Source organism: Limosilactobacillus reuteri (assembly GCF_034259105.1).
Classification (GTDB): Bacteria; Bacillota; Bacilli; order Lactobacillales; family Lactobacillaceae; genus Limosilactobacillus; species Limosilactobacillus reuteri_G.
Genome location: NZ_CP139478.1, coordinates 1,829,322 through 1,853,114, shown reverse-complemented (window position 1 = coordinate 1,853,114; position 23,793 = coordinate 1,829,322). Strand labels below are relative to the sequence as shown.

At 39.7% G+C, this 23,793-nt stretch carries 27 protein-coding genes and 1 riboswitch; of the genes, 13 read left to right on the top strand and 14 right to left on the bottom strand.

Features of this window, described 5'->3' with window-relative positions; all coding sequences use genetic code 11:
• Positions 1 to 6 precede the first annotated feature (6 nt).
• Positions 7 to 909 (top strand): ROK family protein, encoded by a 903-nt coding sequence (locus SH603_RS10245; protein ID WP_169478131.1) that lies wholly within the window; start codon positions 7 to 9, stop codon positions 907 to 909.
• 207 nt (positions 910 to 1,116) lie between these two features.
• Here SH603_RS10245 and SH603_RS10240 read toward each other — a convergent pair whose 3' ends face one another.
• Both SH603_RS10240 and SH603_RS10235 read right to left on the bottom strand, forming a co-directional pair.
• Positions 1,117 to 3,045, bottom strand: coding sequence for a translation factor GTPase family protein (locus tag SH603_RS10240; protein ID WP_321533924.1), 1,929 nt, complete (start codon positions 3,043 to 3,045; stop codon positions 1,117 to 1,119).
• Between the two features lie 11 nt (positions 3,046 to 3,056).
• Positions 3,057 to 3,524 carry a universal stress protein gene (locus tag SH603_RS10235; RefSeq protein ID WP_003664906.1) on the bottom strand — a complete coding sequence of 156 codons (468 nt, stop codon included), beginning with the start codon at positions 3,522 to 3,524 and terminating at the stop codon, positions 3,057 to 3,059.
• A gap of 200 nt (positions 3,525 to 3,724) precedes the next feature.
• Between SH603_RS10235 and SH603_RS10230 the strand changes: the two genes are divergently transcribed.
• The 3 genes from SH603_RS10230 to SH603_RS10220 all read left to right on the top strand — a co-directional run bounded on the left by SH603_RS10230 (position 3,725) and on the right by SH603_RS10220 (position 5,885).
• Entirely contained in the window at positions 3,725 to 4,738 is a 1,014-nt protein-coding gene (locus SH603_RS10230; RefSeq protein WP_003669082.1) for a lipoate--protein ligase, read from the top strand.
• Positions 4,739 to 5,022: 284 nt separating this feature from the next.
• The gene (locus tag SH603_RS10225) at positions 5,023 to 5,430 is read left to right on the top strand and encodes a hypothetical protein (RefSeq protein ID WP_321533923.1); all 408 of its coding nucleotides are present in this window, start codon (positions 5,023 to 5,025) and stop codon (positions 5,428 to 5,430) included.
• Entirely contained in the window at positions 5,427 to 5,885 is a 459-nt protein-coding gene (locus SH603_RS10220) for a hypothetical protein (protein ID WP_169472771.1), read from the top strand. The genes SH603_RS10225 and SH603_RS10220 overlap by 4 nt, the downstream gene beginning before the upstream one ends.
• A 233-nt stretch (positions 5,886 to 6,118) precedes the next feature.
• Here SH603_RS10220 and SH603_RS10215 read toward each other — a convergent pair whose 3' ends face one another.
• The 3 genes from SH603_RS10215 to SH603_RS10205 form a co-directional block, all read right to left on the bottom strand.
• A complete protein-coding gene (locus tag SH603_RS10215; RefSeq protein WP_321533922.1) occupies positions 6,119 to 6,403 on the bottom strand; it encodes a hypothetical protein in 285 nt (94 codons plus the stop codon).
• 436 nt (positions 6,404 to 6,839) lie between these two features.
• Positions 6,840 to 7,718 (bottom strand): XRE family transcriptional regulator, encoded by an 879-nt coding sequence (locus SH603_RS10210; RefSeq protein WP_321533921.1) that lies wholly within the window; start codon positions 7,716 to 7,718, stop codon positions 6,840 to 6,842.
• 174 nt (positions 7,719 to 7,892) lie between these two features.
• Entirely contained in the window at positions 7,893 to 9,062 is a 1,170-nt protein-coding gene (locus tag SH603_RS10205) for an MFS transporter (protein WP_169476632.1), read from the bottom strand.
• 154 nt (positions 9,063 to 9,216) lie between these two features.
• Between SH603_RS10205 and SH603_RS10200 the strand changes: the two genes are divergently transcribed.
• The 4 genes from SH603_RS10200 (at position 9,217) to SH603_RS10190 (ending at position 11,359) form a co-directional block, all read left to right on the top strand.
• Positions 9,217 to 10,629 (top strand): PTS galactitol transporter subunit IIC, encoded by a 1,413-nt coding sequence (locus SH603_RS10200; protein WP_321533920.1) that lies wholly within the window; start codon positions 9,217 to 9,219, stop codon positions 10,627 to 10,629.
• A 150-nt stretch (positions 10,630 to 10,779) separates the two neighbouring features.
• A complete protein-coding gene (locus tag SH603_RS11415; RefSeq protein ID WP_405083607.1) occupies positions 10,780 to 10,866 on the top strand; it encodes a hypothetical protein in 87 nt (28 codons plus the stop codon).
• Entirely contained in the window at positions 10,847 to 11,077 is a 231-nt protein-coding gene (locus SH603_RS10195; RefSeq protein WP_406565618.1) for a zinc-binding dehydrogenase, read from the top strand. The genes SH603_RS11415 and SH603_RS10195 overlap by 20 nt, the downstream gene beginning before the upstream one ends.
• A 45-nt stretch (positions 11,078 to 11,122) precedes the next feature.
• On the top strand, positions 11,123 to 11,359 hold the full coding sequence (locus SH603_RS10190; protein ID WP_225436748.1) for a zinc-binding dehydrogenase: 237 nt from the start codon (positions 11,123 to 11,125) through the stop codon (positions 11,357 to 11,359).
• A 54-nt stretch (positions 11,360 to 11,413) separates the two neighbouring features.
• On the opposite strand, the gene SH603_RS10185 is transcribed toward SH603_RS10190, so the two are convergent.
• The gene (locus tag SH603_RS10185; RefSeq protein WP_169471454.1) at positions 11,414 to 12,271 is read right to left on the bottom strand and encodes an SAM-dependent methyltransferase; all 858 of its coding nucleotides are present in this window, start codon (positions 12,269 to 12,271) and stop codon (positions 11,414 to 11,416) included.
• Positions 12,272 to 12,281: 10 nt separating this feature from the next.
• On the bottom strand, positions 12,282 to 12,695 hold the full coding sequence (locus SH603_RS10180; RefSeq protein WP_003664887.1) for a helix-turn-helix domain-containing protein: 414 nt from the start codon (positions 12,693 to 12,695) through the stop codon (positions 12,282 to 12,284).
• A gap of 121 nt (positions 12,696 to 12,816) precedes the next feature.
• Here SH603_RS10180 and SH603_RS10175 point away from each other — a divergent pair, with 121 nt between their 5' ends.
• A complete protein-coding gene (locus SH603_RS10175; RefSeq protein WP_169471453.1) occupies positions 12,817 to 13,797 on the top strand; it encodes an alpha/beta hydrolase in 981 nt (326 codons plus the stop codon).
• A gap of 13 nt (positions 13,798 to 13,810) precedes the next feature.
• Positions 13,811 to 14,167, top strand: a complete 357-nt coding sequence (locus SH603_RS10170) for a DUF1304 domain-containing protein (RefSeq protein ID WP_169471452.1) — start codon at positions 13,811 to 13,813, stop codon at positions 14,165 to 14,167.
• Between the two features lie 46 nt (positions 14,168 to 14,213).
• On the opposite strand, the gene SH603_RS10165 is transcribed toward SH603_RS10170, so the two are convergent.
• The 5 genes from SH603_RS10165 to SH603_RS10145 form a co-directional block, all read right to left on the bottom strand.
• Positions 14,214 to 16,175 (bottom strand): sodium:proton antiporter, encoded by a 1,962-nt coding sequence (locus SH603_RS10165; protein ID WP_321533919.1) that lies wholly within the window; start codon positions 16,173 to 16,175, stop codon positions 14,214 to 14,216.
• An 84-nt stretch (positions 16,176 to 16,259) separates the two neighbouring features.
• A complete protein-coding gene (locus SH603_RS10160) occupies positions 16,260 to 16,601 on the bottom strand; it encodes a DUF4870 domain-containing protein (RefSeq protein ID WP_169471580.1) in 342 nt (113 codons plus the stop codon).
• Positions 16,602 to 16,642: 41 nt separating this feature from the next.
• A complete protein-coding gene (locus tag SH603_RS10155; protein ID WP_169471581.1) occupies positions 16,643 to 17,296 on the bottom strand; it encodes an energy-coupling factor transporter transmembrane component T family protein in 654 nt (217 codons plus the stop codon).
• Positions 17,286 to 18,668, bottom strand: coding sequence for an ATP-binding cassette domain-containing protein (locus SH603_RS10150; protein ID WP_169472777.1), 1,383 nt, complete (start codon positions 18,666 to 18,668; stop codon positions 17,286 to 17,288). The genes SH603_RS10155 and SH603_RS10150 overlap by 11 nt, the downstream gene beginning before the upstream one ends.
• A gap of 4 nt (positions 18,669 to 18,672) precedes the next feature.
• Positions 18,673 to 19,233, bottom strand: coding sequence for an ECF transporter S component (locus tag SH603_RS10145; RefSeq protein WP_169471583.1), 561 nt, complete (start codon positions 19,231 to 19,233; stop codon positions 18,673 to 18,675).
• A 67-nt stretch (positions 19,234 to 19,300) separates the two neighbouring features.
• Positions 19,301 to 19,390: riboswitch (TPP riboswitch) on the bottom strand.
• 106 nt (positions 19,391 to 19,496) lie between these two features.
• Here SH603_RS10145 and SH603_RS10140 point away from each other — a divergent pair.
• Positions 19,497 to 20,282 (top strand): sulfite exporter TauE/SafE family protein, encoded by a 786-nt coding sequence (locus tag SH603_RS10140; RefSeq protein ID WP_169472779.1) that lies wholly within the window; start codon positions 19,497 to 19,499, stop codon positions 20,280 to 20,282.
• A 62-nt stretch (positions 20,283 to 20,344) separates the two neighbouring features.
• Here SH603_RS10140 and SH603_RS10135 read toward each other — a convergent pair whose 3' ends face one another.
• Positions 20,345 to 21,100 carry a glucose 1-dehydrogenase gene (locus tag SH603_RS10135; protein ID WP_016496503.1) on the bottom strand — a complete coding sequence of 252 codons (756 nt, stop codon included), beginning with the start codon at positions 21,098 to 21,100 and terminating at the stop codon, positions 20,345 to 20,347.
• 140 nt (positions 21,101 to 21,240) lie between these two features.
• Positions 21,241 to 22,203 carry a nucleoside hydrolase gene (locus tag SH603_RS10130; protein ID WP_003664874.1) on the bottom strand — a complete coding sequence of 321 codons (963 nt, stop codon included), beginning with the start codon at positions 22,201 to 22,203 and terminating at the stop codon, positions 21,241 to 21,243.
• A gap of 164 nt (positions 22,204 to 22,367) precedes the next feature.
• On the opposite strand from SH603_RS10130, the gene SH603_RS10125 reads away from it, so the two are divergent.
• Both SH603_RS10125 and SH603_RS10120 read left to right on the top strand, forming a co-directional pair.
• Positions 22,368 to 23,366, top strand: a complete 999-nt coding sequence (locus SH603_RS10125; RefSeq protein ID WP_169471586.1) for an NAD(P)/FAD-dependent oxidoreductase — start codon at positions 22,368 to 22,370, stop codon at positions 23,364 to 23,366.
• A complete protein-coding gene (locus SH603_RS10120; protein WP_321533918.1) occupies positions 23,363 to 23,707 on the top strand; it encodes a zinc ribbon domain-containing protein in 345 nt (114 codons plus the stop codon). The genes SH603_RS10125 and SH603_RS10120 overlap by 4 nt, the downstream gene beginning before the upstream one ends.
• Positions 23,708 to 23,793 lie beyond the last annotated feature (86 nt).

Genomic DNA, 23,793 nt, shown 5'->3' with positions numbered 1-23,793 from the left:
GGAGTTATGCAACGACAGTATTTGAGTATTGATATTGGTGGGACAGAGATAAAGAGTGCGTTAATTGATCACTCTGGTAATATTTTTGAGAAAAATCATGTCCCAACTCCTCATCAAAAAGAAGCATTTCTGGCTGCAATCTTTGCTGTTGTGGAGCCGGTTTTAGACAGGGTCACTGCGATTTGTGTCAGTCTTCCAGGAGTCGTCAATCCGGCGACGGAAGAGGTAAAGTTTACTGGTGCCCTTGGCTTTATGGGGACCTTTAACTTTGCAGCCTATCTAGAATCACGAGCTCATTGCCCAGTATATGTTGGTAATGATGCTAATTGTGCGACATTGGCGGAAATGTGGCTTGGCAATCTCAACGGTATCAGTAATGGCGCTGTAATTACATTAGGAACTTCAGTTGGCGGCGGGATTGTTATTAATAACCAGCTCTTGCATGGACCACATTTTCAGGCTGGTGAATTAAGTGCCATGATCATTGATAATGATGCGCCTGAACTTCACTATTCGACAATGGGGGCTACTACTTCAGCAGTTAAGATGATTGAAACCATGGCTGACATTTGTGATATTAAGGATAAAACGGATGGCCGACGAGTATTTAAAGAAATTAATCGTCATAATCCAGTTATTTGGTCTTTATTTGAAGGCTTTTGTCGGCGAGTAGCTATCCTAATCTTAAATATTCAGACAGTTGTTGACCTTGAACGGGTCCTTATTGGTGGTGGCATTAGTGCACAAAAAATTTTAATTGATGAAATAAAGAAACAATTTATGCTTTTACAAAAGGGTGATTATCGTCTTCATGATGATGTCACGATGCCAGAAATAATGACCGCAAAGTTTGGCAATAAAGCTAATTTATTAGGTGCATTGTATGGATTGCTATTGACAATTGAATGAAAAAAGAGAGTGAGTGGGAATTAACCTTCTCGACAAGGCGGTGGGCTAAGGATAGAACGGTGATTAGCACGGCACGGGCTGATTATAGTTCGAACTTAGCCTCGAGCCTTGTGGTTAATTTCCACGATATCTTAAATAATGTTCGTATAAATAAAGAGGCTGTTGAAAAAACGAAGTTTTTTCTCAGCCTCTCTCTTTATCAACAACCTATTTTCTATATGGATAATGCGCCATTGCTGGGACTTCATTCCATGGAACGGGGAAAACAGCACCATGCGCACAGAAGACAGAATCAGGAGTGTTTTCTAGGTCAGCAACCGGATCATAATTAACATCACTAATAACATTTTCAGCGTTATGACATGGATAATAGCCAGCAACAACAAGCTCGAGCTGAGCTTGGCCGTGAGTGTAGGCGCGAACACTTTGGGCGTAGTCGCGCATACCCACAACAGGAGCGGTTCCCGTAATCAGGATTAGGTCTTGACTATTAGCTTCATCAAGCTCGAACGTACCATGCATTTGTTGAATATCATTAATTGCACGTCCTACTTGGTCATTCGGGACTTTAAGATGAAAAGCATACCAAGGCTCTAATAATTGACATTCGTTTTGTTTTTTCAACTCCATCAATCCTTGGCGAACCGCTCGCCAACTAGCCTGACGAAAATCTCCACCAACTGTATGTTTAATATGGCCGCGACCACCAATGAGGGTGATTTTGACATCGGTAAGGGGAGCTCCTGTAAGAACCCCTAAATGTTCTTTGGTCTGTAAACTAGTTAAGATCTGGTGTTGCCAATTGCGATCCAGGATATCAAGACTGCAATCACTACTAATAGTAATTCCAGATCCTTGTTTTCCTGGTTCTAAAAGAAGGTGGGCTTCGGCATAATGACGCAAGGGTTCAAAGTGACCGACCCCCTCAACTTTGTTAGTAATTGTTTCCTGGTAGAGAACATTTCCCTCGTCAAATGTAACTTCTAGTTGGTAACGTTTCTGAAGTAATTGTTGTAGGATCTGAAGTTGGACTTCTCCCATAATTTGGACATGGATCTCTTGGATGTGGGTATGCCAAGAAATCTGTAGTTGCGGATCTTCATCTTCAAGCTCTTTTAAGGCGTTGAGACAAGCATGAAGATCTTCTTTAGCAACTTTAACGGCATAATTTAAGACGGGCTTTATAACTGGCGATGGAAGTGGTTTTGTTTTACCAAGGCCAAGCCCAGGGGATGTAGAAGTTAGTCCAGTAAGAGCACCGACTTGACCTGCGTTTAAAACCTGACTTGGGGTAAATTTAGCCCCGTTATATATTCGGATTTGGTTCACTTTTTCTTCATTTAACAAAACTACTTTAGCTGGAATTTTGCCACCGAATACGCGAACCCAACTAAGCCTATTACCCTTGTCATCATGGGAAATCTTAAATACCCGCGCCGCAAACTCATCAGCGAACTCAGGCGTAACAGTCCATTTCTCAAGTCCCTTTAAGAATTTAGTGATTCCAGTTAACTTTAGGGCTGCTCCACGATAACAGGGGAACACTTTACGTTGTTTAATCAATTGCTGAATTGTTTGATCGCTAAGACTGCCAGTATTGAGGTAGTTTTCTAAAACTGTATCATCCTGCATGGCAATTGTTTCACTAACTTCATCAGTTAATGGATCAGCAAAATCAAGGCAAGCCGGCGAAAAATCTTTTTGCAGTTGCTCGATAACACCGCTAGGATTAGCACCAATCACGTCTTCTTTGTTAATGAAAATGAAGGTCGGGATATCATAACGCGCAAGAAGATCCCATAATGTGCGCGTGTATCCCTGAATACCATCGGTGGCTGAAACGACAAGAATTGCATAATCAAGAACTGGTAAGACTTGTTCTGTTTGACTAGCAAAATCGACGTGTCCCGGAGTATCGAGAAGGGTAAGCGCAAGGTTATTGTAGGTTAGTTCAGCTTGATGGGTAAAAAGAGTGATTCCGCGCTGTTTTTCGAGCGTATTAGGATCTAAAAAAGCATCTCCATTATCCACGCGGCCTAGCTTTCGAATAGCGCCGGTTTCATACATGAGGGCTTCGGTTAAAGTCGTTTTTCCAGCATCGACATGAGCAACGATGCCAGTAACAATTTGTTTCACCGTTTTTTCACCTAGTTAACATGGTCGTTTTTGCGAACAACAAGAACATCACATTTTGCCATCCGACTAACATAGTGGGTAACAGAGCCAAGGACAAAGCGTTCAAGACCAGATACACCAGTCGCACCGAGAACAATCAAGTCGGTGTTGTGATCTGACGGAAATTCATGAGCAATAACACGTTTTGGATTTCCAAACCGGATATGAACGTTAACATCTTCAACCCCCGCATCGACCGCGCGCTTTTTCAAGTCATCGAGTCGTTCCTTGGTGGTTTTAACAATGTTATATGTTTCTTCGTTGCTAAGGGCCGCATTACTATAGCCATCTGTTAGTTGCGTTACTTGAACGATCCGTAAGATATCAAGGCTAGCATGATTCCGTAGTGCAGAATCAATGGCACTTTCTAAGACGTTACTAGTAATTTTTGAGCCATCGACAGCAACTAGAATGTGTTTGTATGGATAAATTTCTGTCATAATAGATACCTCCGAAAGTTTATACCTTTATTATAAAATGTTTTCGCCCTAAAAAGATGTAAAAAAGAAAGTATTTTTTGCTTTGTCGATAATATATTGCAAACGCTTACTAAAAGACGTACACTACAAATGGATGACTAAATGACAAAAGTAAATTTTTAGTCTATTTATGTTGATGTTTTTATAAGAGGGTGCTAGTTATGCGTTATGTTTCAATGACTTCTCATAATATTGGAATGAATTTAGCTACAGAACAATATTTAATGAATAATAAGGATTTTGGGAAAGAGCCTTTAGTACTATTTTATTATGAAGAACCATGTATTATCGTGGGCCGGAACCAAAATACGCTTGAAGAGATTAATCATGATTATGTAAAGGAACACAATATCCGGGTAACCCGACGTTTATCAGGCGGTGGTGCTGTTTATCAAGACTTAGGGAACCTCTGTTTTAGTTTTGTGGTCCCAAGCGATAGTGAAGAATTCGGTGACTTTAAATCGTTTACCCAGCCAATTGTTAATGTTCTTCATCAAATGGGTGCTACTAGTGCAGAAGTCAGCGGTCGTAATGATATTTTAGTTGATGGTAAGAAATTCTCGGGGAATGCGATGTATTCACGTAATGGAAAGACGTTCTCCCATGGAACTTTAATGCTTGATGTTGACTTAAGTGTCGTCGCGGATGCACTTCATGTGGCAAAAGATAAGATTGCTTCAAAGGGGATCAAATCAGTTCGATCACGGGTTACGAACCTTCGTCCATACTTGGATGAAAAGTACCAAGATATTGATGTGCCAACATTTAGGGATGAATTGCTAAAAGGTCTCTTCCATGTTGACGACCTTGAGGAGATTAAGGATAAGCAATACGTGGTTACCCCTGAAGATCAAAAAGAAATTGATAAGATCTATGAGCAGTACTATAACAACTGGGATTGGGTCTATGGTAAGTCGCCAGAGTTTACGGTTAAGCGGCGGAAACACTTTGATATGGGGACAATTGATGCCCGCTTTGATGTTAAAGATGGCGTAATCAAAAACGTGAAATTCTATGGCGATTTCTTTGGCCCACAGGATATTAACCAACTGGCAGAAAAGCTCCAAGGGGTTAAGTATGACCATGATGAAATTGCTAAAGTCCTTGAAGCGGAAGGAACCCAACAATATATTACGGGAATTCCAACCGCTGAAGTAGCTGATTTACTCGCATAATTGAGCTTTTTAACTTAATTTAGTAAAATGGAGGCTGAGAAAAAACTTCGTTTTTTCAACAGCCTCTTTATTTATACGAACATTGTTTAAGATATCGTGGAAATTAACCACAAGGCTCGAGGCTAAGTCCGAACGATAATCAGCCCGTGCCGTGCTAATCACCGTTCTATCCTTAGCCCACCGCCTTGTCGAGAAGGTTAATTCCCACTCACTTTTCGTTAATTAAGGGATGTAAAAATATTGGTCATCCGCGGGGATAGCAAAAAAGAAAGTTGGCAAAATAAATGAAAAATAATGAAAAAGTTGTTATTGTAACATCAGTAGCAGCAGTAATTGCATTAGTCCTTGATGCTTTTATGTTTGTTCAGCACGGTCACTCGCTGACATCATCATCTGTATGGCCGCGGCTGCTCCTCTTTATCGTTTTAGCAATCATTGTTAACGGATTGTCGTTTTTAAAGATGCGCTTTTGTGGATATGCAACGATTTTAGTAAACCTTTATTTTGCAATCGCTAGTTTAGCCGCATTTCAAATGGTAAGTCCACGAGAAAGTGCATACGGATTATTTATTCAAGCACTAAGTATTGTTGGAATTTTAGTAGGAGCTACTGGTGTTTATTATGGTGCAAAACAGCGTGCAGACTATACAAAAGCTAAAATTGAAAAAATGAAGGAGCAAATGAAAAAATGAAGATGTCAGTAGCTGATTATTTGTCACAGTTGACGAGCGATCAGGTTGTGACAGAAGAAGTTGAAAAAACTGCTGCCCAATCACAGCAAAAAACAGTATTAACAACTGCGATTAATTTTATGATTGAACAGCTTGATACGGGACACCTTGGTCAATATAAGATGAATATTAAAATGAAAAAAGGTGACCCGGTTAGTTTTCGCTTAGAAACCAACCTAATCAACATACCGATGGATGAGGCAGAGCGATTAGATGTTAAATTATTGGATAAAGAAATCGAGTACCCTGTTAATCTTTATTTAGTAATGGAGAGTGAAGATATTAATAAAACGGGATTGCGGATCGATGAATTAGCAAATGAAACCAATCAAAGCGGAAAGACAACTGATTTGGTTACTAAAGCTCAAGAATGGGTAGCCGAACATCTTGCAGATATAATGGAAGCAAGAGCATAAAATTTGCATCAATGGGGCAAATATGCTAAATTATAGTTTGCGATGAGTCGAGAGGTCTGGTAGCGACCCTAAGAGCTACCATTGACATTTTGACAAGTGGGACACATTAACTCACCGGATTGTGAGGTGTCTAGTTAATCGGCCATGTGGACAGTGCTGATTGACTTGAGATAGTATCAATACACGAAAAACCGGAATACTTAGTATGCTTAGTACTAGGTATTCCGGTTTTTTTAATTGATTAATTTTCGATAGATAAAGCCAAGCCAAGGTAACAGAGTAATAATCGCAGTTACAAATAGTAGCCCAAGATGACTAACCGATAGATGATCAAGGTCGGCATAAAGATAATAAGTTGGAAATAGCTTTTGAATATTAGTAAAAAAATCAATAAAAGAATTAGCTGGTAAGAGATGTTTCCATGGAATAATAAAAGTTGCGATTATAAATAGGATTGGGGTTCCAGCGGCATCGACAGTTGGTGCGTCAAAGGAAAGACCAATTGCAAACCCGATCACGCTTAGATATATTCCGATGATATTGGTTAACAAAATGCTAGTGATAGTAATGAAGTTGAACTCGATAGTATGAAGAAAAATAGCAAGAATCATGATTACGATGGTGATGAACAAATTGATGATAACTTGGGTAATTAATTGCGAAAATAAATAGTTCCACAGAGAGTAGTGAGTAATGTGCGATTGAAGAATGTAGAAGTCTTTATTACTGCAAATCCGTTTGCTGAAAGTAACGATTGAATTACCGAGTATTCCCATCAGGAGAGCAAGCAAGAGTAAAGCGAGCCGGAAGTTGCCTGTAGCGGGGAGGGATGTACTAGCAACTTAAATCATAAATACATACCAAATACCCGGCAGGAGAATAGTAAAAAGAAAGAAACGACGATTGCGTAAAACTTGTTTTAGTTGAATTGCTATGATACTCATAAGAAAGCTCCTAACGATTATGTTGACGATACCATTGTTCGATTGTTTGATTATGTTGGTGGATTTCCTTGACAGGGATGTCTTGAGAGATTTTGCCATCTTTAAGGAGCAGAACACGGGAAAAGAATTTATCAATTTGATTGAAATCATGAGTAATAACTAAAATACTTCCCGAAACCTTTTCAATAAAATGCCAAAAATAGTCAATTGATTCTAAATCCATCCCCACAGTCGGCTCGTCTAGGATCAAAAGCTTGGACTGGCGGAGGACACTAAGCAAGAGCGAAAGGCGACGTTTTTGTCCACCCGATAATTTCGCAATAATTGTATTTTGCTGGGATGATAATTTAAATTGATCAAGAAGATAATTGATTCGTTGTTTTGAATCAACCTTAGTTATGGCAGCCGTCAAGATAATCTGCTCTTTAACTTTTAGGGTCGGAATTAAAATATTTTCTTGGGACATGATATTTAAAGAATCATTTTTATTAAAATACCATTTAACAGTACCTTCGTTGGGTTTCAAAGCACCAATTATCTTTATTAAAGTTGTTTTACCAGCGCCGTTACTACCAAGGAGGGCAATGCGTTCATTATTATAAATAGTTAAATCAAGGTTGTTGAGAATTGGTGCGTTAAAGGCTTTAACAATATTATTAAGTGTTACCAGTGGTTGATTAAAGTCGTTTGTTCCTAAGATGAGACAATCCAATGAAACATTAAAAACTTTGGCAAGCAAAATTAGCTTGTCGATACTTGGTTCAGCGTCCCCATTTTCCCATTTGGAGACGGCCTGGCGGGAAACAAATAGGCGCGTAGCCAGTTCAGCTTGTGATAGTTGTTTTTCAGTCCGCAATTTGAGCAGTTGATGTGGGAAAGAGTACGGCATAGCAAAAAGCTCCTTTTCAAAATCTATATTTAGAATTTAATTGGATCTAGTCAAAAGGTCAATAGAATCCTTAGATAACAACAATTGCTCACCTCGCTACTATTAGTTGCATATAAATTTCCCGGGAAATAAAAAAGCACAGATAGAAAAATCCATCTGTACTCAAAGTTAAGATTAATAATTGCGCATCCCCGTATATTTTTTGCTAAGGACGATGACTAGTATTGTTGCAAGAAGCCCATAGACTGCGCCAACATAACCGAGGTTTTTCATGGCAGTGAAGGTAACACCCTGAGAGGCAGTAAAAGAGCCTAGTGAAATACCAATATTAGCAAAAATCGAGTTTAAGGATGAAGCTAAGTCAAGTGATTGGGGATATTGTTTTTCGGCAATATCAAGGAACATTAATTGGGTGGAAGAACCATAGCATGAAAAGGCAATACATAAGACAGCCACAATAATAATGGCACCCCACTTGAATGGTAAGACGGGGCCAAAGATGAGGAATAAGACTGTCATTGCCGCGTAGATTCCACTGAGCCGGTGGATTCCGCCACGGTCAGCTAAGTATCCGCCAAATTTATTACCAATAATAAAGAAGATTCCCATTCCGGATAAGAGCCAGTTCAACCAGGTATTATCAAAGCCCATTTCGTTAGTGATTAAAGGACGAATATAGGTATAAATTGTGTAGTCAGCCGCACAAATAGCAACAATGAAACTAACACCGAGAATAATTCGTGAGTCCTTAAATAACACAAACTGCTTGCTAAGGGTACTCTTAAAATGAGGCGTATCACGTGGGACGAGCCAAATCAAGGCGACAAAAACAATGATCGTAATTCCAGAAATCATCCAAAAACTGTCATGCCAAGTAAGGGTGGTGCTGATAACGGTTCCGATTGGAATGCCGATAACTGAAGCAATACTAAATCCAGCAAAAACCCATGAAACCAGGCTTGCTCTTTTTTCACGCGGCGCAACATAGCTCGCCATTACGAGGACCATTGAGATAATCGCACCGGCAACACCAGCAGTTAGAATCCGCGAAAGCAACATTGAAATAAAGTTTGGCGCCATTGCTGTCCACGTATTGCCGATAAAGAAGATGACCATGAGAACTAATAAAACATGATGTCGTCGCCACCGATTTGCCATTGAAGTAATAATCGGAGTGAAAATAGCATAAACCAAGGCAAAGACAGTTACAAGTAGGCCTAACTTACCAAGCGAATCATGGTATTCGTGGGCGATATCAGGTAAAACGCCGACAATCATATATTCGTTACACCCGAGCATAAAGGCAACGAAGACAAAAATAATAGCTTGTAAACGATATTTCATAAAACGTACCCTCTCTAATAGATTAAACTCATTATACTTTAGCAAACTTCTGAATAGATTTCTACAGCAAACGCAAATAAACCTTTTGCCTTGCTAAAAAGACTGGTCTTAGGGAAAATATAGGTAACAGTTTATTCGATGGAGGGAGTAAAACATGCTTCAAGAAATTAATGCTATTTTTCAAACTTTTGGCGCGAGTGTAGTTGTCCCAATAATAATTTTTATCATTGCTTTATTACTACGAGTGCAGCCTAAGACAGCAATGATGAGTGCTTTCTATGCTGGTGTCGGTTTAACTGGTTTTACCTGGATTATCACAGAATTTACGCCAGTGGTGACTAAGATTGTCCGCCAAATGGTTGATAATACGGGGATTAAACTACCAGTGGTTGATATCGGCTGGCAAGCAGGGTCATTAGCAGCGTTTGGATCAACGGTTGGTTTATCGTTTTTTGTTTTTGGATTACTAGCTGAATTAATTTTATTTGCGCTTGGCGTTACCAAAGTATTTCTGCCTTCTAATATTTGGAATAATTTTGGGTATATGATTTGGGGCACGCTAGCTTTTTATGTAACTCATAATTATTGGCTATCATTAGGACTGGAATTTTTTATGCTCCTGTACTCGCTAGTCTTAGCGGAGATTCAAGCAGATCGGTGGGCCGACTATTATGGAATTGAGAATACCACCGTCGACTCCTTACATAATATCGAGCAAGTGGTTCCAGCGATTATTTTAGATCCGTTATGGAATTTATTGGGATTTAACAAAGTGAAAATGACCCCTAAAGATTTTCAGAAAAAACTAGGTGTCTTTGGGGAACCAATTACAATGGGAATCATCTTGGGATTAATAATTGGAACCTTGGGTAATTTGTCTTCACTGGGGAAAATAAGCGCGTGGGGACAGATTACTAAATTTGCGATTCAACTAGCTGCCGTTATGGCGATCTTTCCCCTTGTTACAAATGTATTCGCAAAGGCATTTATTCCCATCGCGAATGAAATTGATGAGCAGCAGAAAAAACGACATGGCGAAAATAAAAATAGCCGTTATGATAAAAAGCGGTGGTTCCTAGCAGTTGATGATGGCGTTGGCTATGGAGAATCAGCCACTTTAATTTCCGGAATCATTTTAATCCCGATTATGGTTTTAATTGCTTTTATCCCTCCTGGCAATAAGACCCTTCCGGTAGTTGATTTAATTGCAATTCCGTACATGATTGAATCAATTGTCGCGGTGACTCGTGGAAATATCTTAAAGGTAATTGCGACGGGAATTGTGTGGTTTAGTTTAGGCTTATATGCGGTCAGTTGGCTCAGTCCGGTCTATACTGCAGCAGTGGCTCACTATGGCGTTGCAATTCCAACCGGGGTGGTCTTGGTAACAAGCTTTAATTTAGTGGCACGCCCATTGAATGCATTGGTTTTTGCTGCCTTTATATCAGAAAGTCCCGTTTGGATTTCACTAGCAGTTATCATTTATCTTGTGATGTTATTCGGATTACGAAAATATCGTTCGCAAATTTGGCACTACCTTAATAAGATGGCCATGAAGAATGCTTAGGCAAAGTGCTATAATAATTGTCATAAAATTAAGGAGAACGAAAAAATGAAAGCCTTAGTAGTCGAAAAAGCGGCAGATCGTTCATTGTAAGATTTGAATTTTGCGGAAGTTCCAGTTCCTACGCCAGCTGAGCATGAAGTCTTAATCAAGGTGCATGCTGCTGGACTTAATCCAGTCGACTACAAAATTATTGAGGGCGGCGTTAGCGCTTGGCAGTATCGCTATTCAACTTGCTAAACTTCATGGTTGTAAGGTATTTACAACTGTTTCATCTAGTAAATATGACTATGTAAAGCAGCTTGCTCCAGATGCAATCATCAACTACCAAACGGAAGATGTGGATAAAAAGTTAGCCGATCTCACCGATGGGCTTGGCGTTGATTTGATCATTGATACAGTAGGTAAAAAAGAAGCAGAACTTGATTTACGACGGTTAGCCTATAATTGACGCTTAGTAACGATTGTTGACGTCCCTTCGCTTGATAATGTTCCAATGTTTGATCGCGGTCTAGGGATGGATGTCGTTAATCTTAGTGGGGCACATCTCAGTGGTAACCCATCTCAGCAGGCTGATTTAGACCGAATGAATGCGGAAATGTTAAAATTAATAGCTAATGGGGATGTAAAGCCTTTGATTGAGAAAGTGATTCCGTTTGATCAAATTATTGAGGGCTTAACAGCGATTAAAAATCATGAAGTAGTCGGAAAATTAGTGGCTGAAATTGATTAAATAAAAAGTTGAGGTTAAGAGAAAGTTTTTGTTCTCTTTTAACCTCAACTTTTTTTATTTCGCTAGATAAATCTGTTCATCAATCAAATCAAACGAGTGCAAGTTAGCATTAACTTTCTGTAACTCATCGTCTTGACTCAATTGTGCTTCTTGCCAGAATTTCTTAGAGTTAGTTGCACCATTTTTTTCGCCAATAACTAATAATTTGACTTCGGGGTATGTTGAACGAAGAAGTTGCAGAACATCCCAGTCAATTTCACCCTTGTCGGGAGCCCATGACATAATGACATATTCGACCTCGTCACCATACTTTTTGATTGCTTCTAGAGCGTCCAACTTCTCAATCTTAGTGACAGGGTGTTTGCCCGTTTCATTTTCTTTTATCCATGCCTGACTATCGGTAGTATAAATCGTTTGAGTCACATTGTTATTGCGTAATCCCTTAGAAATATAACCATTACCGGCCATAATCTCCAGTGTCGGCGCCCCGCCTAAATAATCAGAAAGTGCTTTGGCAAAAGGTGCATTGACGTATGACCACATACCGTATGTTTCCTCGAGATAATCACGATAGTTGCGCAACGCCTTATCTAATTTTGGCAACGCCTCGCTATATTTATTCCAAAGTTTGTCGCCACGTGGATCACCTTGTGGGAACTGTTCATTAACCTTTTTGAAAATGGTATCTTGAATGTTATCCGGCAATAATAATTTTGGTAGAGGTTGTGGCAATAAGCCATTTTTGAGTAGTCGATCACTTTCTAAAACATTATTAATGAGGTATTTTACAGGAGGAAAGTCATCGAATAAGTCACGGTAAGTATTTAGTTCTTGAATATATGAAGGCTCATTAACAATTTGATGAGCTTTTTTTACCCGCTTTTTTAGCTGTTTTAATTTTTTAGGATTCATCAGAAACTCCTTATTTAAGTTTTAAATCTAGTTGCTCTTGCTTACCATAGAAAGTGTCTGTATCCCGGCGATTATGCCGTCCCTTTAAGTAACCATCAATTAGTTGAAAAATTTCATATCGATCATCACTTGAAAGTACAGTTTGATTAAACGACAGGTTCTTACTAGAGAAAAATAATTTTGCTAAATCAAAATCATCACGATCAGTTTTTCCGGTAAGGTAGTCCAGACTGACATCAAAAAATTCGGCTAGTTTTCGTGCTTCAACGTATGACGGGGTCCGAATACCGCGTTCCCAGTTACCGATTTGCGAAGCAGTGTTTGGCTTTTCATTGGGGCCAAGGTTTTCATTGAGATGGGTAGCAAGCTCCTTTAAGGTTATCTTTTGTCCCTTACGAAGTGCTCGTAGGCGTTCTGGAAACATTATTTCACTCCCTTAATCTATCATTATCTATTTTAACATTAGCATCGCGATTTTGAATGAAAAGAATATGCAAAATAACAGAAAGTGTGCTAAACTAGGCGCATTGATTAAATAATATAACATGGGGTTAATTATTTTGAGAATAAAGACAAAAAAGAAGCAGTGGCATCCTTGGCGATGGCTCATTGGAATTGTAGTTGTAATTGCAGTGGCAATCTTTGCTGCTAGTAGCTATTTTTTCTCGGTGGCAATGGTACCGGGGCATAAAGATTTTATTAATAATTCAACTAAAATCTCACGAAATGATCCATTGTATGAACAAAAAATGTGGTTTAAGCATGCTAAAAAAGAAAAATGGACAATGAAATCGGCTAGTGGAAATTATAAACTAGTTGCTGATTACATCCCTGCTGCTAAAACAACAACAAAAAATGTGGTAATTGCCCATGGATTTATGGGTGATAAAGAGAAGATGGGCGAATATGCCGCGCTTTTCCATCAGATGGGGTATAATGTTCTAATGCCAGATGCGCGGGCTCATGGTCAAAGCCAAGGGAAATACATTGGTTATGGATGGCCAGAGCGTTATGATATTCGTAAATGGATTAATAAACTTATTCGGCATAATGGGGAAGATAGTCAGGTAGTCTTGTTTGGGGTCAGCATGGGTGGTGCGACAACAATGATGACTAGTGGCATTAACCTTCCATCACAAGTAAAAGCATTTGTCGAAGATTGTGGATATACGAGTCTTAATGATGAACTGAATTATGAAGCTGGTAATTTATATGGGATTCCGAAGTTTTTACGGGTGCCATTAATAAGTACGATGAGTTTAATTAATCGGGTAAAGAATGGTTTTTACATTCATGAAGCTAGCTCCTTAAATATGCTGCATCATAATCATCGCCCAATGCTATTTATCCATGGAGCAAAAGATAATTTTGTTCCAACTGAAATGGTTTATCGCAATTACCGTGCAACAGAGGGAAACAAAGAATTGTGGGTAGTGCCAGGAGCAGCGCACGCAAAGTCATATGCGACCCATCCCAGCGAATATCGCCACCATTTGACAAGATTTTTAGATCACTATATTAAATAGTTGGAGGAAAAAGATGCTTGCAATTATTGTTACGATGTTTGTTGCAATCGAACATTTAGGTATTATGGCCTTAGAAATCTTTGGTAACCCGGCACAGCAAGCCAAGGCGTTTGACTTACCGCTTAAGTTTACGCAACAGCATGAGGCACGGGTTTCATTCGCTAACCAGGGTATTTATAACGGAGCCTTAGGAGCAGCTATCATCGCCAGTTACTGGTTATTTAGTGGGGCAACCTTAGTATTAGTATGGCAAATGCTCTTGGTTTTTGTGATGGTTGTTGCATTATTTGGTGCACTGACTGCAACCAGAAAAATTATTCTAATTCAATTTTTACCAGCATTGATTGCGTTTTTACTTACATTTCTTTAAACATAAAAAGGAAATTGCTTTGCAAGATTTTGCAGCAATTTCCTTTTTAGTCTAATGATTGAGTGTAAACCAATTCATCAATTGAGATCTGTTCGTTTAATGCGTTTGCCAATTCTTGTGAAAATTGGTCATCAGCAAGTTGCATTTGAACATAACTATGCTCAAGTTGAAATGCCTCAATAAATAAAGAAGTAATGAGGTCAGTATCCATCGAAATATCGTGTAGGAAGAATCGTTTTCGTTGGAAGTACGTCCGTCGTACCATGGCAACTTCATTCGCGTTTTGTGGAGTTTCAATCGAATGAAGATATTTATCGATTTCACGATTAATTATTTCTAGGATTTCAGCTGTTTCAGCGCGCTGTTCCTTAGTTAATTGATATTTTGGCCCCACATTATAGCGGGAGCCTTTTTTGAGATGGCGGTAGCGAATAAAACGCCATTTTAACCGGTGCCATAAGATGACCCATAATTCAAGAAAGCTGTGTTTATTTACGCGGAAAATCGACCGTGTAACAAAATTAACGAGAAATTTGGCCTCCTTGTCAGAGATTCGGCCTTTTTCGTTAAGGCGGTCTAAGGTAGCTAATTCAATTTGATGAGCTTTACCCATTAATTGACTATAAACATTGCGATTGAATTCATGGTATTGCGTCATTTGACTACTCAATTGGTCAATAACAGCCGCTTTTTCTGGTGAATATTTTTCTGAAGTCCGTAGCTCATTAATAGCATATTGAACTGTTTTAATAAGTTCTTTTTGAAATTCACTCTTCGAATAGCTCTTAGATTTGGGCGGTAAAATAATTGGATACCCAATTGCGCCGACAGCAATACTAATCAAAATAACAATTGCGGCAATCAAGATCATTGAATTACGAAAGGCAAATTGATGGTTGTTAATCAGTACTGGTAACGAGAAAGCTAATGCCAGAGTGATCGTTCCGTGAATTCCTCCTAACGCCATTAAGAGACTATCACGGTTGAGGTTAGTCGATTGAATGTTGACGAATTTAAACCGGACCCATAAGAATCTTAAGAGGGTTGTAATAATATAGATAGCAAAGGCTAAGGCAACGATTGCACCTAGATTTTGCCAAGAAGTCCTTCCAAGTACCTGCGGAAGCATTACCCCTAAAAGGACAAATACTAACCCGTTTAACGCATCACTAATGATGTTCCAAATAGTGGTAGTAGACATTTGCACTTTAGTAGATGTAAGCCGCATTCGATCATAGAGGATACTATGAACAACTCCCGCTGCAACGACGGCTAGGATTCCTGAAAGGTGTAGTTCTTCAGCCAACCAGTAAACAACGATGGGAGTCATTACGTTGATCGGAATAACGATGGAGCCAATATCAACGTGCTTTCGCATCAAACTAGTACGGAGACTAATTAATAGGCTTCCTAGCACTGCCCCAAAGATAATTCCGCCGAAGAAAACATAAACAAAGATCCAGATCCCATGACTAAGCGAAAATTGTCCAGAACGGTATGTTTCCAGCGCCAAATCTAAAAGCACAATTCCCGATGCATCATTAAAGAGCGATTCATATTCCAGAGCACCGTTAACGTTTTTGGGGACCTTCATATTAGTAGTAATCGACTTTACAGCGACCGCATCAGTCGGCGTAACAATCGCGGCTAGCATAAAGGCGAGTGCTAAAGAGAAAGTTTCCGGTTGAAGCCAATGTAAAAAGCCACCAGTAATCAAGACCGTTACAAGTGCTAATCCAACAGTCATTGATAGGATCGATTTGATATTGCTTGAAAGATAACGGAATGATTGGTTCTGCCCGTCATTGAACATTAAAGGAGCAATGACTACCATCATGAATAATTCTGGATGCATGGTAAAGTTAGTGGCTTCAGTAGGCAGGGATGCTAAAAGAATTCCTGCAATAATTTGATAGATGGATAGTGGAATCTTAGGGTAAACAAGATGAACAACATTAGCTGCAACAACAGCAGTCAATAGAAGAACAATGCCTAAAATCATTTCCATCGATTAATCACCTCACTTGATATTTTGGATAAAAAACGAGAGACCGGGAAAATACTAGCATTTCCTGGTCTCTACTCTCTTAGCTTACTCACGGCCAATCAGCATTTTCACGGCCATGGCAATATTATAAATAAATAACAAAAGGGCTAATAAAAGAGCAAATGTTAGGAGAATTCCAAACAATGCGCCCCCGTGGAAGTTAGCGGGGTTTAATGAAAAGACACTAAAGACTAAAATTGCGCCTATTACATATAACAATGGGAAAATTTGACTCCAAAATGCATAGCGAGCGTTCTTAGCAATAGTTGGTCGATCACTGCTTTTGGCAATTATCCACACGGTTAGTGGAAAGATAACTGGTAAAAATAAGATGCTTAAATAGGATAAAGCATTAACGATCCGGTCCGTTAAATTATTATCGTTCACTATATCAGTCCCTTCTTTTTATATTATTATCGCATGTAATCTTAGGGAAGCGCAATTACAATTATCTGTACAAGGCAAATAATACTCAAAAAATAAAGCCAATCGCGACTGGTAATTGGAATATCCACGGTAGCTGTTCGTGCTTGTCCTTCAACGAAACCGTGTGATTCCATGGCTTGTGCTAATTGATCTGACCATTGAATCGCAACCAGAATCGCTTTGAAGTAGAGCGTTGGTGACCACCAATGTAAATTAACGCCCCGCATTTGTCCTGCCGTATAAATAGTTGTAACGGCTTGTTTCATTTTTGGAATCAGATTAAAAGCAGCGAGCACCCCATAAGCATATTTGCTGGGAAGGTGACAATTTTGTTCTAATGAGCGAGTAAGCGTTAAGGTATCGGTTGTGAACGTAAAGACCGTTCCAAGGCAGACATAAACGTAAAGTCGACTGAAAAGAACGGTTCCATCGAAGAGACTATGACTAGGACTAAAGAAGACAATTGTAATGAAAATAGCTAGCGCCGGAAAGAGGGGGACAAAAGCCAACCAGCAAAATTGTCGCCAGTGAAATCGTTGATGAATAAGGATTAGCAAACACACCACAATGACAATCAGGTTAATCCACAGCTTAGTCACAAAAGTCAGCTCAAGTGAAAGCGAAATAACAAGTAATAATTTTAAACTAGGATTCATAACTCCCTCCAACATAATTAAGACGTTGATGATTCATTGTAAGGTGATAATCAATGAAACCATCAAGTCCGCTTAATTGATGACTAACAATTAGCAAAGTTTGTGGTTTTTCTTTTTGGGATACTTTGATTAGTTGCAGGACAGTCTTTAAAGATGCCGGATCTAAACCAGTAAATGGTTCGTCAAGCAATAATGTTTCTTGTCCGCGCATTAACATCAGCAAGATTTGCAGCTTTTTCTTTTGACCACCACTCAAAGAATAAACAACTTGATCTTCTCTTCCGTTCAAGCCAAGAGCTGTTAATGCTTCGTTGACTTGTTGCTGATTAAAATAGGGGTTCTGGCAAGTCTTAAAGCCTAATGCCAGTTCTTCACCAACAGTTACATTTAGGAATTGATCGTTTGCATGTTGGAAAATCAATCCCAGATGCTTGTAATATTTTCCGGGTGATATTTTTTGAATGCTTTCCCCCTCATAGTCAATCTTTTCTTCATATTTCAAAAGCCGGGAAATTGCCTTTAGAAGGGTAGATTTACCAATCCCATTCGGCCCGGTTAATAAAGTTATTTTATTTTTAACAATGCCTAAATTGGTTGGTAAAAGTAAGAAATGATTCTCTCGTTTTATTGCTAATTCATCAAATTTGATAATCGCGGGCAAGGTTGACGGGGGAAGAGGAGTGGCAACTTGAGGATTAACGCTTTCTGCTAAAAGTTGGTCCCTATCTTTACTGGAAAGCTGGGCAAGGCGCCCCTTAGTTAATTGCCAAACTAGTGGATGTAGTTGCTCGTAACCATGCAAATCGTGATCAGTAATGATAATTGTTGTGTGATAGTCACTGTTGAGGTGTACTAATTGTTTAAGGATAAGTTGCCGGTTTTCTTCATCAATATTGGCAAAGGGTTCATCTAATAAGAGGACGTTTGGTTGCATTGCCGTAGCAGCTGCTAAAGCCACGCGCTGTTGTTGCCCACCGGAAAGAGTGGTGATTAACCGGTTAGCAAGGTCGTCAACTTTGCTGAAGCGTAAAGCCTCTTTAACACGTTCTGGAATTTTGTCAGTTGGTACCTGGCAGTTTTCCAGAGTGAATTCTAATTCATGGCGTGGCGTATCAAGGGCAAATTGCATTAACGGATCTTGGAATACCATCCCAATTTGGGCATTAGTTGGCACTTCGACTGCTCCAGCAACTATTTCACCACCATATTTAGGCAAAAGCCCAGCGATTAACTTGAGAATGGTGGATTTGCCGCTCCCAGAAACTCCGGTAAGTAAGTGAATCTTTCCAGCAGTAAATTCGGCGGTGATATTTTTAAGGATGGATCGCTGATCAAAATTAAATGAAAGATCTTTAAAACGTATATTTTTCATAGTCTTAGTGTTTAATTAAGTGGGCTCGTTGGAGAAGGTTAGAAATTAATTTAACCAGAATTCCAGAGAAGACAAACATTGAAATGAAGCGTGCAATGAGCATAATAATGAGCATTTGTCCGCTGAAGTGATTATAACCATTGCGGAACCAATCCCAGCCAAAGGTAACAAATGTAAGGGTGAGGGATGAGATGAGCAAGGTCAACCAGTTATACATTTTATAAAGCGTAAAAGTAAAACCTAACTCAGACCCGATACCTTGAACTGCTCCAGAAATTAGGTTGGCTGCTCCCCACTGATCGCCGAGAAGCATTTCAACGGCTGCTCCCAAAAACTCACCAAGGAAAGCCGCTCCCGGTGTCCGAAGCAAAAAGCCGGCAAGCGGTCCAGCCATACACCAGATTCCCATTGTTAAATCATTCGCCATTGGACCATAACCAGTTGGTGTCAGTAGAACGGTTAGCCCGTTATAGACAAAGCCGGCTGCAAAATAAATTACACCAAAAATAATTCCAATTAGGGCAAGCAAAATAATGTCACGCAAATGTAATGAACGTTTAGTCATAATAAAACTCCTTAAGATATAAGGGCAAAAAAACTCCATGACAAAAAATCATGGAGTTAATCATTAAGTTAATATCACTGAATCTCCCTTCGCTGGTATTAACCAGAGCAGGTTCAATGGGTATTATCTCAGCCGTTTGGCACCCCAGATTTGTTCTCTACTATCATAGCTAATATTATAACGGAATGCAATCGTTAATTAGGTTACTTATCTTAGAAAAGTGGTTTACAATTAGTACTAGCATTTAAAGGGATGGTTCAAAAATGAGTGGAGTAGTTTTTGTTTTATTATTACTAGGAATTGGGATTCTTTCGGGGATTATTAGTGCAGCCGCTGGTTTGGCATCACTAGTCTCCTATCCTTCACTGCTTGCATTGGGGTTACCGCCAGTGATGGCAAACGTAACGAGTGCATTTTCGACAGTCACTGGTAACTATAGTTCGGTCTTTTCATCGTTTAAGGAATTAGAGCATAATCGGCGACAATTATGGATTATTTTGCCATTGGTATTTGCTGGTTCCATTATTGGGGCTTTTTTGCTATTTGCTGTCCCCAGTAAGTGGTTTGCGGAACTGGTGCCATTATGCATTGCGTTAGCCGGAATTATCTTGTTGTTTCCCCATCATCCGAAGCAAAGTACAGGGACAATGGGAGGAAACAGTAAATTATTTGGTAAATCACGGATCGGCCAATTTTTATCAATCATTGGTATTTTTATTGTTGGGATCTATTCGGGTTTCTTTAATGCCGGTGCCGGAGTGTTAATGCTAACTTTGCTGACGGTGATCAATCGCCAGAAGAGTTTTGCCGTTAATAATGCGCTAAAAAATGTTGCGATGACGGTTACAAATACAACATCCTGGATAGTGTTCGCGCTTGAGACGACAATTTATTGGAATTATGTTATTCCGTTGATGATGGGAAATGTAATCGGGGGCTACTTAGGACCGATTATTGTTCGCCACCTGCCTGGCCGTTTGATGCAAATAATTGTCGGGATTGGATCATTGATTTTGGCAGTTTCATTGGTAATTCGGAATTTAATGTGAAACAAAAAGGATCACTGTCATCTAGTTTGGCAATGATCCTTTTGTTTTTGTCCTTGTGAATATTATTGAGCCGTGTAGCCACCATCAGCGACAAATTCTGAACCAGTACTAAAGCTTGATTCGTCTGAAGCAAGGTATAAAGCAAGGTTAGCAATCTCTTCTGGCTTTCCAAGACGGCCAAGGGGATGAAGGCTTTCTAGGTGTCCTTCTGCCTTTGGGTCATCCTTGACTAAATTATCAACTAGTGGAGTTGAGATATAACCAGGATGAATTGTATTTACCCGGATGTCGTAGCCTTTCCGAGCACAATCAAGCGCAGCGGACTTAGTTAAGAGGCGGACACCACCTTTAGAAGCATTGTATGCAAAGAGATCAGGATCACCAATCAATCCTTCAATGGATGACATATTGATGATTGAATTCTTTTCCCCGTTGTTCTTCATTGCTTCAATACCAAGCTTGGTTCCCCACATCGTACCAGTGAGGTTAACAGCAATTGTTTTATCCCAAATTTCAGCATTTGTCTTTTCAACATCGGCATATTCGGCAATTCCCGCGTTGTTAACCACAATATTGAGTTTCCCGAAGACTTGGACAGTTTGACGGATTACCCGGTCCCAGTCTCCTTTCCGAGCAACGTCTTGTTGGATAAAGATCGCATTGTCACCTAGTTGGTCAGCGACTTTTTGTCCCTCATCCATCTTCCGAGCGGTTAAAACAACCTTTGCGCCTTCTTCGATAAACTTTTTTGCGACAGCGGCCCCAATTCCTTTAGAACCACCAGTAATAATTGCAACTTTATTATCTAAACGACCCATTAATAAGACACTTCCTTAGTAAAATCAAAAACAATCCTTTACAAATTTTATTATAACAACTATCGAAGAAAAACAGGAGAATAACGCCTTACAAAATTAAAAGAGACTGGAGAATTATTTTCAACAGCCTCTTTATTAATTTAATTTTCTTTGAAAAGCTTGTTTAAGCGGTCCATGAAGGCCTTGAGGTAACGTTCTTTGTCAACGTTAACGGCAACCTTAACATTAGGGTTAGGATCGTTTAACTTAGCGTTGTCACCGATTGTCCGACCATAGTAAGGTCCTTCTTGGTAAACAACCTTCATGAATAAGCTAATAGTTGAAACAAATGATGGGTCAATACCAACACCAACAGCTAATGGATCGTGGAGGGCACAACCACGCTTATCAATATCAAGGTTGTAGTAAGCGTCGATGTAGAAGTCGGTAATATCAGCAAAAGCCTTACCAGAAGCAGTACCTAATTCACGCCATTGCTTTGTTTCGTTCTTAGTAAGGAGAGTCCGCAAAGTAACATCAAGACCAACCATCGTAAGTGGCAAGTTGGACTTCATTACTTCATCGGCAGCCTTTGGATCTTGGTTAATGTTAGCTTCTGCGACAGGAGTAACATTACCTTCAACAGTTAAGGCACCACCCATGAATGTGACATTACCAATCAAGTCAGCAATTTCAGGATCCTTCTTCAAGGCAGCAGCTAAGTTAGTCATTGGACCAGTAGGGATGATGATTAAGTCCTTGCCATACTTGTGAGCGGCTTCGATGTAGAAATCAACACCGGATTGTTCTTCAAGAGCCCGACTTGGTGCTGGTAATTCAACATCACCGATCCCGTTATCACCGTGGATATCCTTTGAAACTTGCATTACATCAAAGTGGTCGGTAGTGCATGAATGTGGAAGACCCTTAAATACTGGAATATCAGTGTGACCTAATAATTCCAATAACTTAAGGCTGTTTTCGGCACAAACATCTAATAGGTTGTTACCGTATGAACTTACAATTCCGATTAGATCAACTTCTGGGTCAGCGAGCGCATAGGCAATAGCTAAAGCGTCATCAACACCAGTATCTAAATCAAGAATCATTTTACGTTTTGCCATAGTATTTATTCCTCCAATTTTAAGCAAAATCAATCTCTGTATATAATATGTTAATTTAAATTTGGAATAATTACAATTAAAATTTGAGACCGCTTACGAAATTTCATCAAAAATAAAGATGATATAATAATTTTAAATATGAAAATGAAAGGATTAGAGGAGAAATGGCAGAGAAAATTTATGATGTGACAATTATTGGTGGAGGTCCAGCAGGGATGTTTGCTTCATTTTATTGTGGCCTTCATGAATTAGATGCCCAGCTAATTGAAAGCCTTCCGAAACTTGGCGGGCAAGTAGGGGCGCTCTATCCTGAAAAACAAGTTTGGGATGTAGCGGGAATGCCAGGCGTAACTGGACGTGACCTAATCGCTAAGCTAGAAGAACAAATGGCAGTGGCACCGATTGATCAATTCCTTGGTGAAACTGTTGAGGACGTCATCAAAGAAGATGATGGAACCTTTACCATCAAATCAGCAAAGCGGGTATCACGGTCACGAGCAGTAATTATTGCTCTCGGTAACGGAGCGTTTACTCCCCGTAAGCTCGGTTTAGAGGGAGCAGCTGAGCTTGAAGGCAAACAACTTTCCTACTTTGTTAATCATAAAGCTGATTATGCGGACAAGCGGGTTGCCATTCTTGGTGGGGGAGACTCCGCGATTGATATTGCCTTAATGCTTGAACCGGTTGCCAAGGAAGTGCACCTTGTCCATCGGCGGGACCAATTCCGTGGCTTAGAGCATACTGTAACTCAGCTTAAACAATCATCTGTCCAACTGGATACGCCTTTCTTACCACGCGCATTAACGGTAGAAGATGATAAGACGGTAACGCTCGATCTTAAGAAGATGCGTAGTGACGATGAAGCGCAATTGAATGTGGATAAGATTGTAGTTAACTATGGGTTTACCTCTAATAATGCGGCCTTGAATCAGTGGTCTCTTGACTTAGCAGCAGAGCGCAACTTGATCAAGGTTGATTCAATGATGGAGACCAGTATTGAAGGGGTATACGCGATCGGGGATGGTGTGACCTATCTGGGGAAAGTCGCGTTGATTGCGGCCGGCTTTGGGGAAGCACCGACTGCGGTAACCGCCCTCGCTAAGAAACTCTATCCCGATAAGCGAATGGCAATGCATAGCTCTTCAATGGGGATTACTAAATGAAAAAATGTCCCTACTGTAACACATTAAATCCAGACGATGCCGAAGTCTGTGAGAATTGTGGGAAACCACTTAAAGGGCGAATGCTTGCCTTGGTCTGTCCTAATTGTGGAAAAGTTAATGCATTAGGGTCACGAGAATGTTCGGTATGTCATACGAAGCTAAGTCAAAGTAATCATCAGCTAGTTTCACGTGAAATTACACCCAGAAAAAATAATAAGCGGTGGGGATATATCGCCCTCATTACTTTTGGTATTTTAATTGCTTTGTTTACTTATTTAGGAGGAAGATACGCTCGAAGTACCTCTATTCCTGGAAAGATTGAAGCACTAGAATTTGAATAATATGATGGTAATCGCAAATTACTTTATAAATATTATTATATTTTTAATTCAACAGATAATTTATCGCAAACCAATGGTGGATTATA

Excerpts from the sequence above, each read along its gene's own strand:
- SH603_RS10125 (WP_169471586.1), top strand. The coding sequence starts at position 22,368 with ATGGCAGAGAAAATTTATGATGTGACAATTATTGGTGGAGGTCCAGCA.
- SH603_RS10130 (WP_003664874.1), bottom strand. The coding sequence starts at position 22,203 with ATGGCAAAACGTAAAATGATTCTTGATTTAGATACTGGTGTTGATGAC.
- SH603_RS10200 (WP_321533920.1), top strand. The coding sequence starts at position 9,217 with ATGCTTCAAGAAATTAATGCTATTTTTCAAACTTTTGGCGCGAGTGTA.
- SH603_RS10140 (WP_169472779.1), top strand. The coding sequence starts at position 19,497 with ATGAGTGGAGTAGTTTTTGTTTTATTATTACTAGGAATTGGGATTCTT.
- SH603_RS10190 (WP_225436748.1), top strand. The coding sequence starts at position 11,123 with ATGTTTGATCGCGGTCTAGGGATGGATGTCGTTAATCTTAGTGGGGCA.
- SH603_RS10120 (WP_321533918.1), top strand. The coding sequence starts at position 23,363 with ATGAAAAAATGTCCCTACTGTAACACATTAAATCCAGACGATGCCGAA.
- SH603_RS10150 (WP_169472777.1), bottom strand. The coding sequence starts at position 18,668 with ATGAAAAATATACGTTTTAAAGATCTTTCATTTAATTTTGATCAGCGA.
- SH603_RS10220 (WP_169472771.1), top strand. The coding sequence starts at position 5,427 with ATGAAGATGTCAGTAGCTGATTATTTGTCACAGTTGACGAGCGATCAG.
- SH603_RS10165 (WP_321533919.1), bottom strand. The coding sequence starts at position 16,175 with ATGGAAATGATTTTAGGCATTGTTCTTCTATTGACTGCTGTTGTTGCA.
- SH603_RS10135 (WP_016496503.1), bottom strand. The coding sequence starts at position 21,100 with ATGGGTCGTTTAGATAATAAAGTTGCAATTATTACTGGTGGTTCTAAA.
- SH603_RS10155 (WP_169471581.1), bottom strand. The coding sequence starts at position 17,296 with ATGAATCCTAGTTTAAAATTATTACTTGTTATTTCGCTTTCACTTGAG.
- SH603_RS10175 (WP_169471453.1), top strand. The coding sequence starts at position 12,817 with ATGGGGTTAATTATTTTGAGAATAAAGACAAAAAAGAAGCAGTGGCAT.
- SH603_RS10245 (WP_169478131.1), top strand. The coding sequence starts at position 7 with ATGCAACGACAGTATTTGAGTATTGATATTGGTGGGACAGAGATAAAG.
- SH603_RS10185 (WP_169471454.1), bottom strand. The coding sequence starts at position 12,271 with ATGAATCCTAAAAAATTAAAACAGCTAAAAAAGCGGGTAAAAAAAGCT.
- SH603_RS10225 (WP_321533923.1), top strand. The coding sequence starts at position 5,023 with ATGAAAAATAATGAAAAAGTTGTTATTGTAACATCAGTAGCAGCAGTA.
- SH603_RS10170 (WP_169471452.1), top strand. The coding sequence starts at position 13,811 with ATGCTTGCAATTATTGTTACGATGTTTGTTGCAATCGAACATTTAGGT.
- SH603_RS10145 (WP_169471583.1), bottom strand. The coding sequence starts at position 19,233 with ATGACTAAACGTTCATTACATTTGCGTGACATTATTTTGCTTGCCCTA.
- SH603_RS10205 (WP_169476632.1), bottom strand. The coding sequence starts at position 9,062 with ATGAAATATCGTTTACAAGCTATTATTTTTGTCTTCGTTGCCTTTATG.
- SH603_RS10180 (WP_003664887.1), bottom strand. The coding sequence starts at position 12,695 with ATGTTTCCAGAACGCCTACGAGCACTTCGTAAGGGACAAAAGATAACC.
- SH603_RS10210 (WP_321533921.1), bottom strand. The coding sequence starts at position 7,718 with ATGCCGTACTCTTTCCCACATCAACTGCTCAAATTGCGGACTGAAAAA.
- SH603_RS10235 (WP_003664906.1), bottom strand. The coding sequence starts at position 3,524 with ATGACAGAAATTTATCCATACAAACACATTCTAGTTGCTGTCGATGGC.
- SH603_RS10230 (WP_003669082.1), top strand. The coding sequence starts at position 3,725 with ATGCGTTATGTTTCAATGACTTCTCATAATATTGGAATGAATTTAGCT.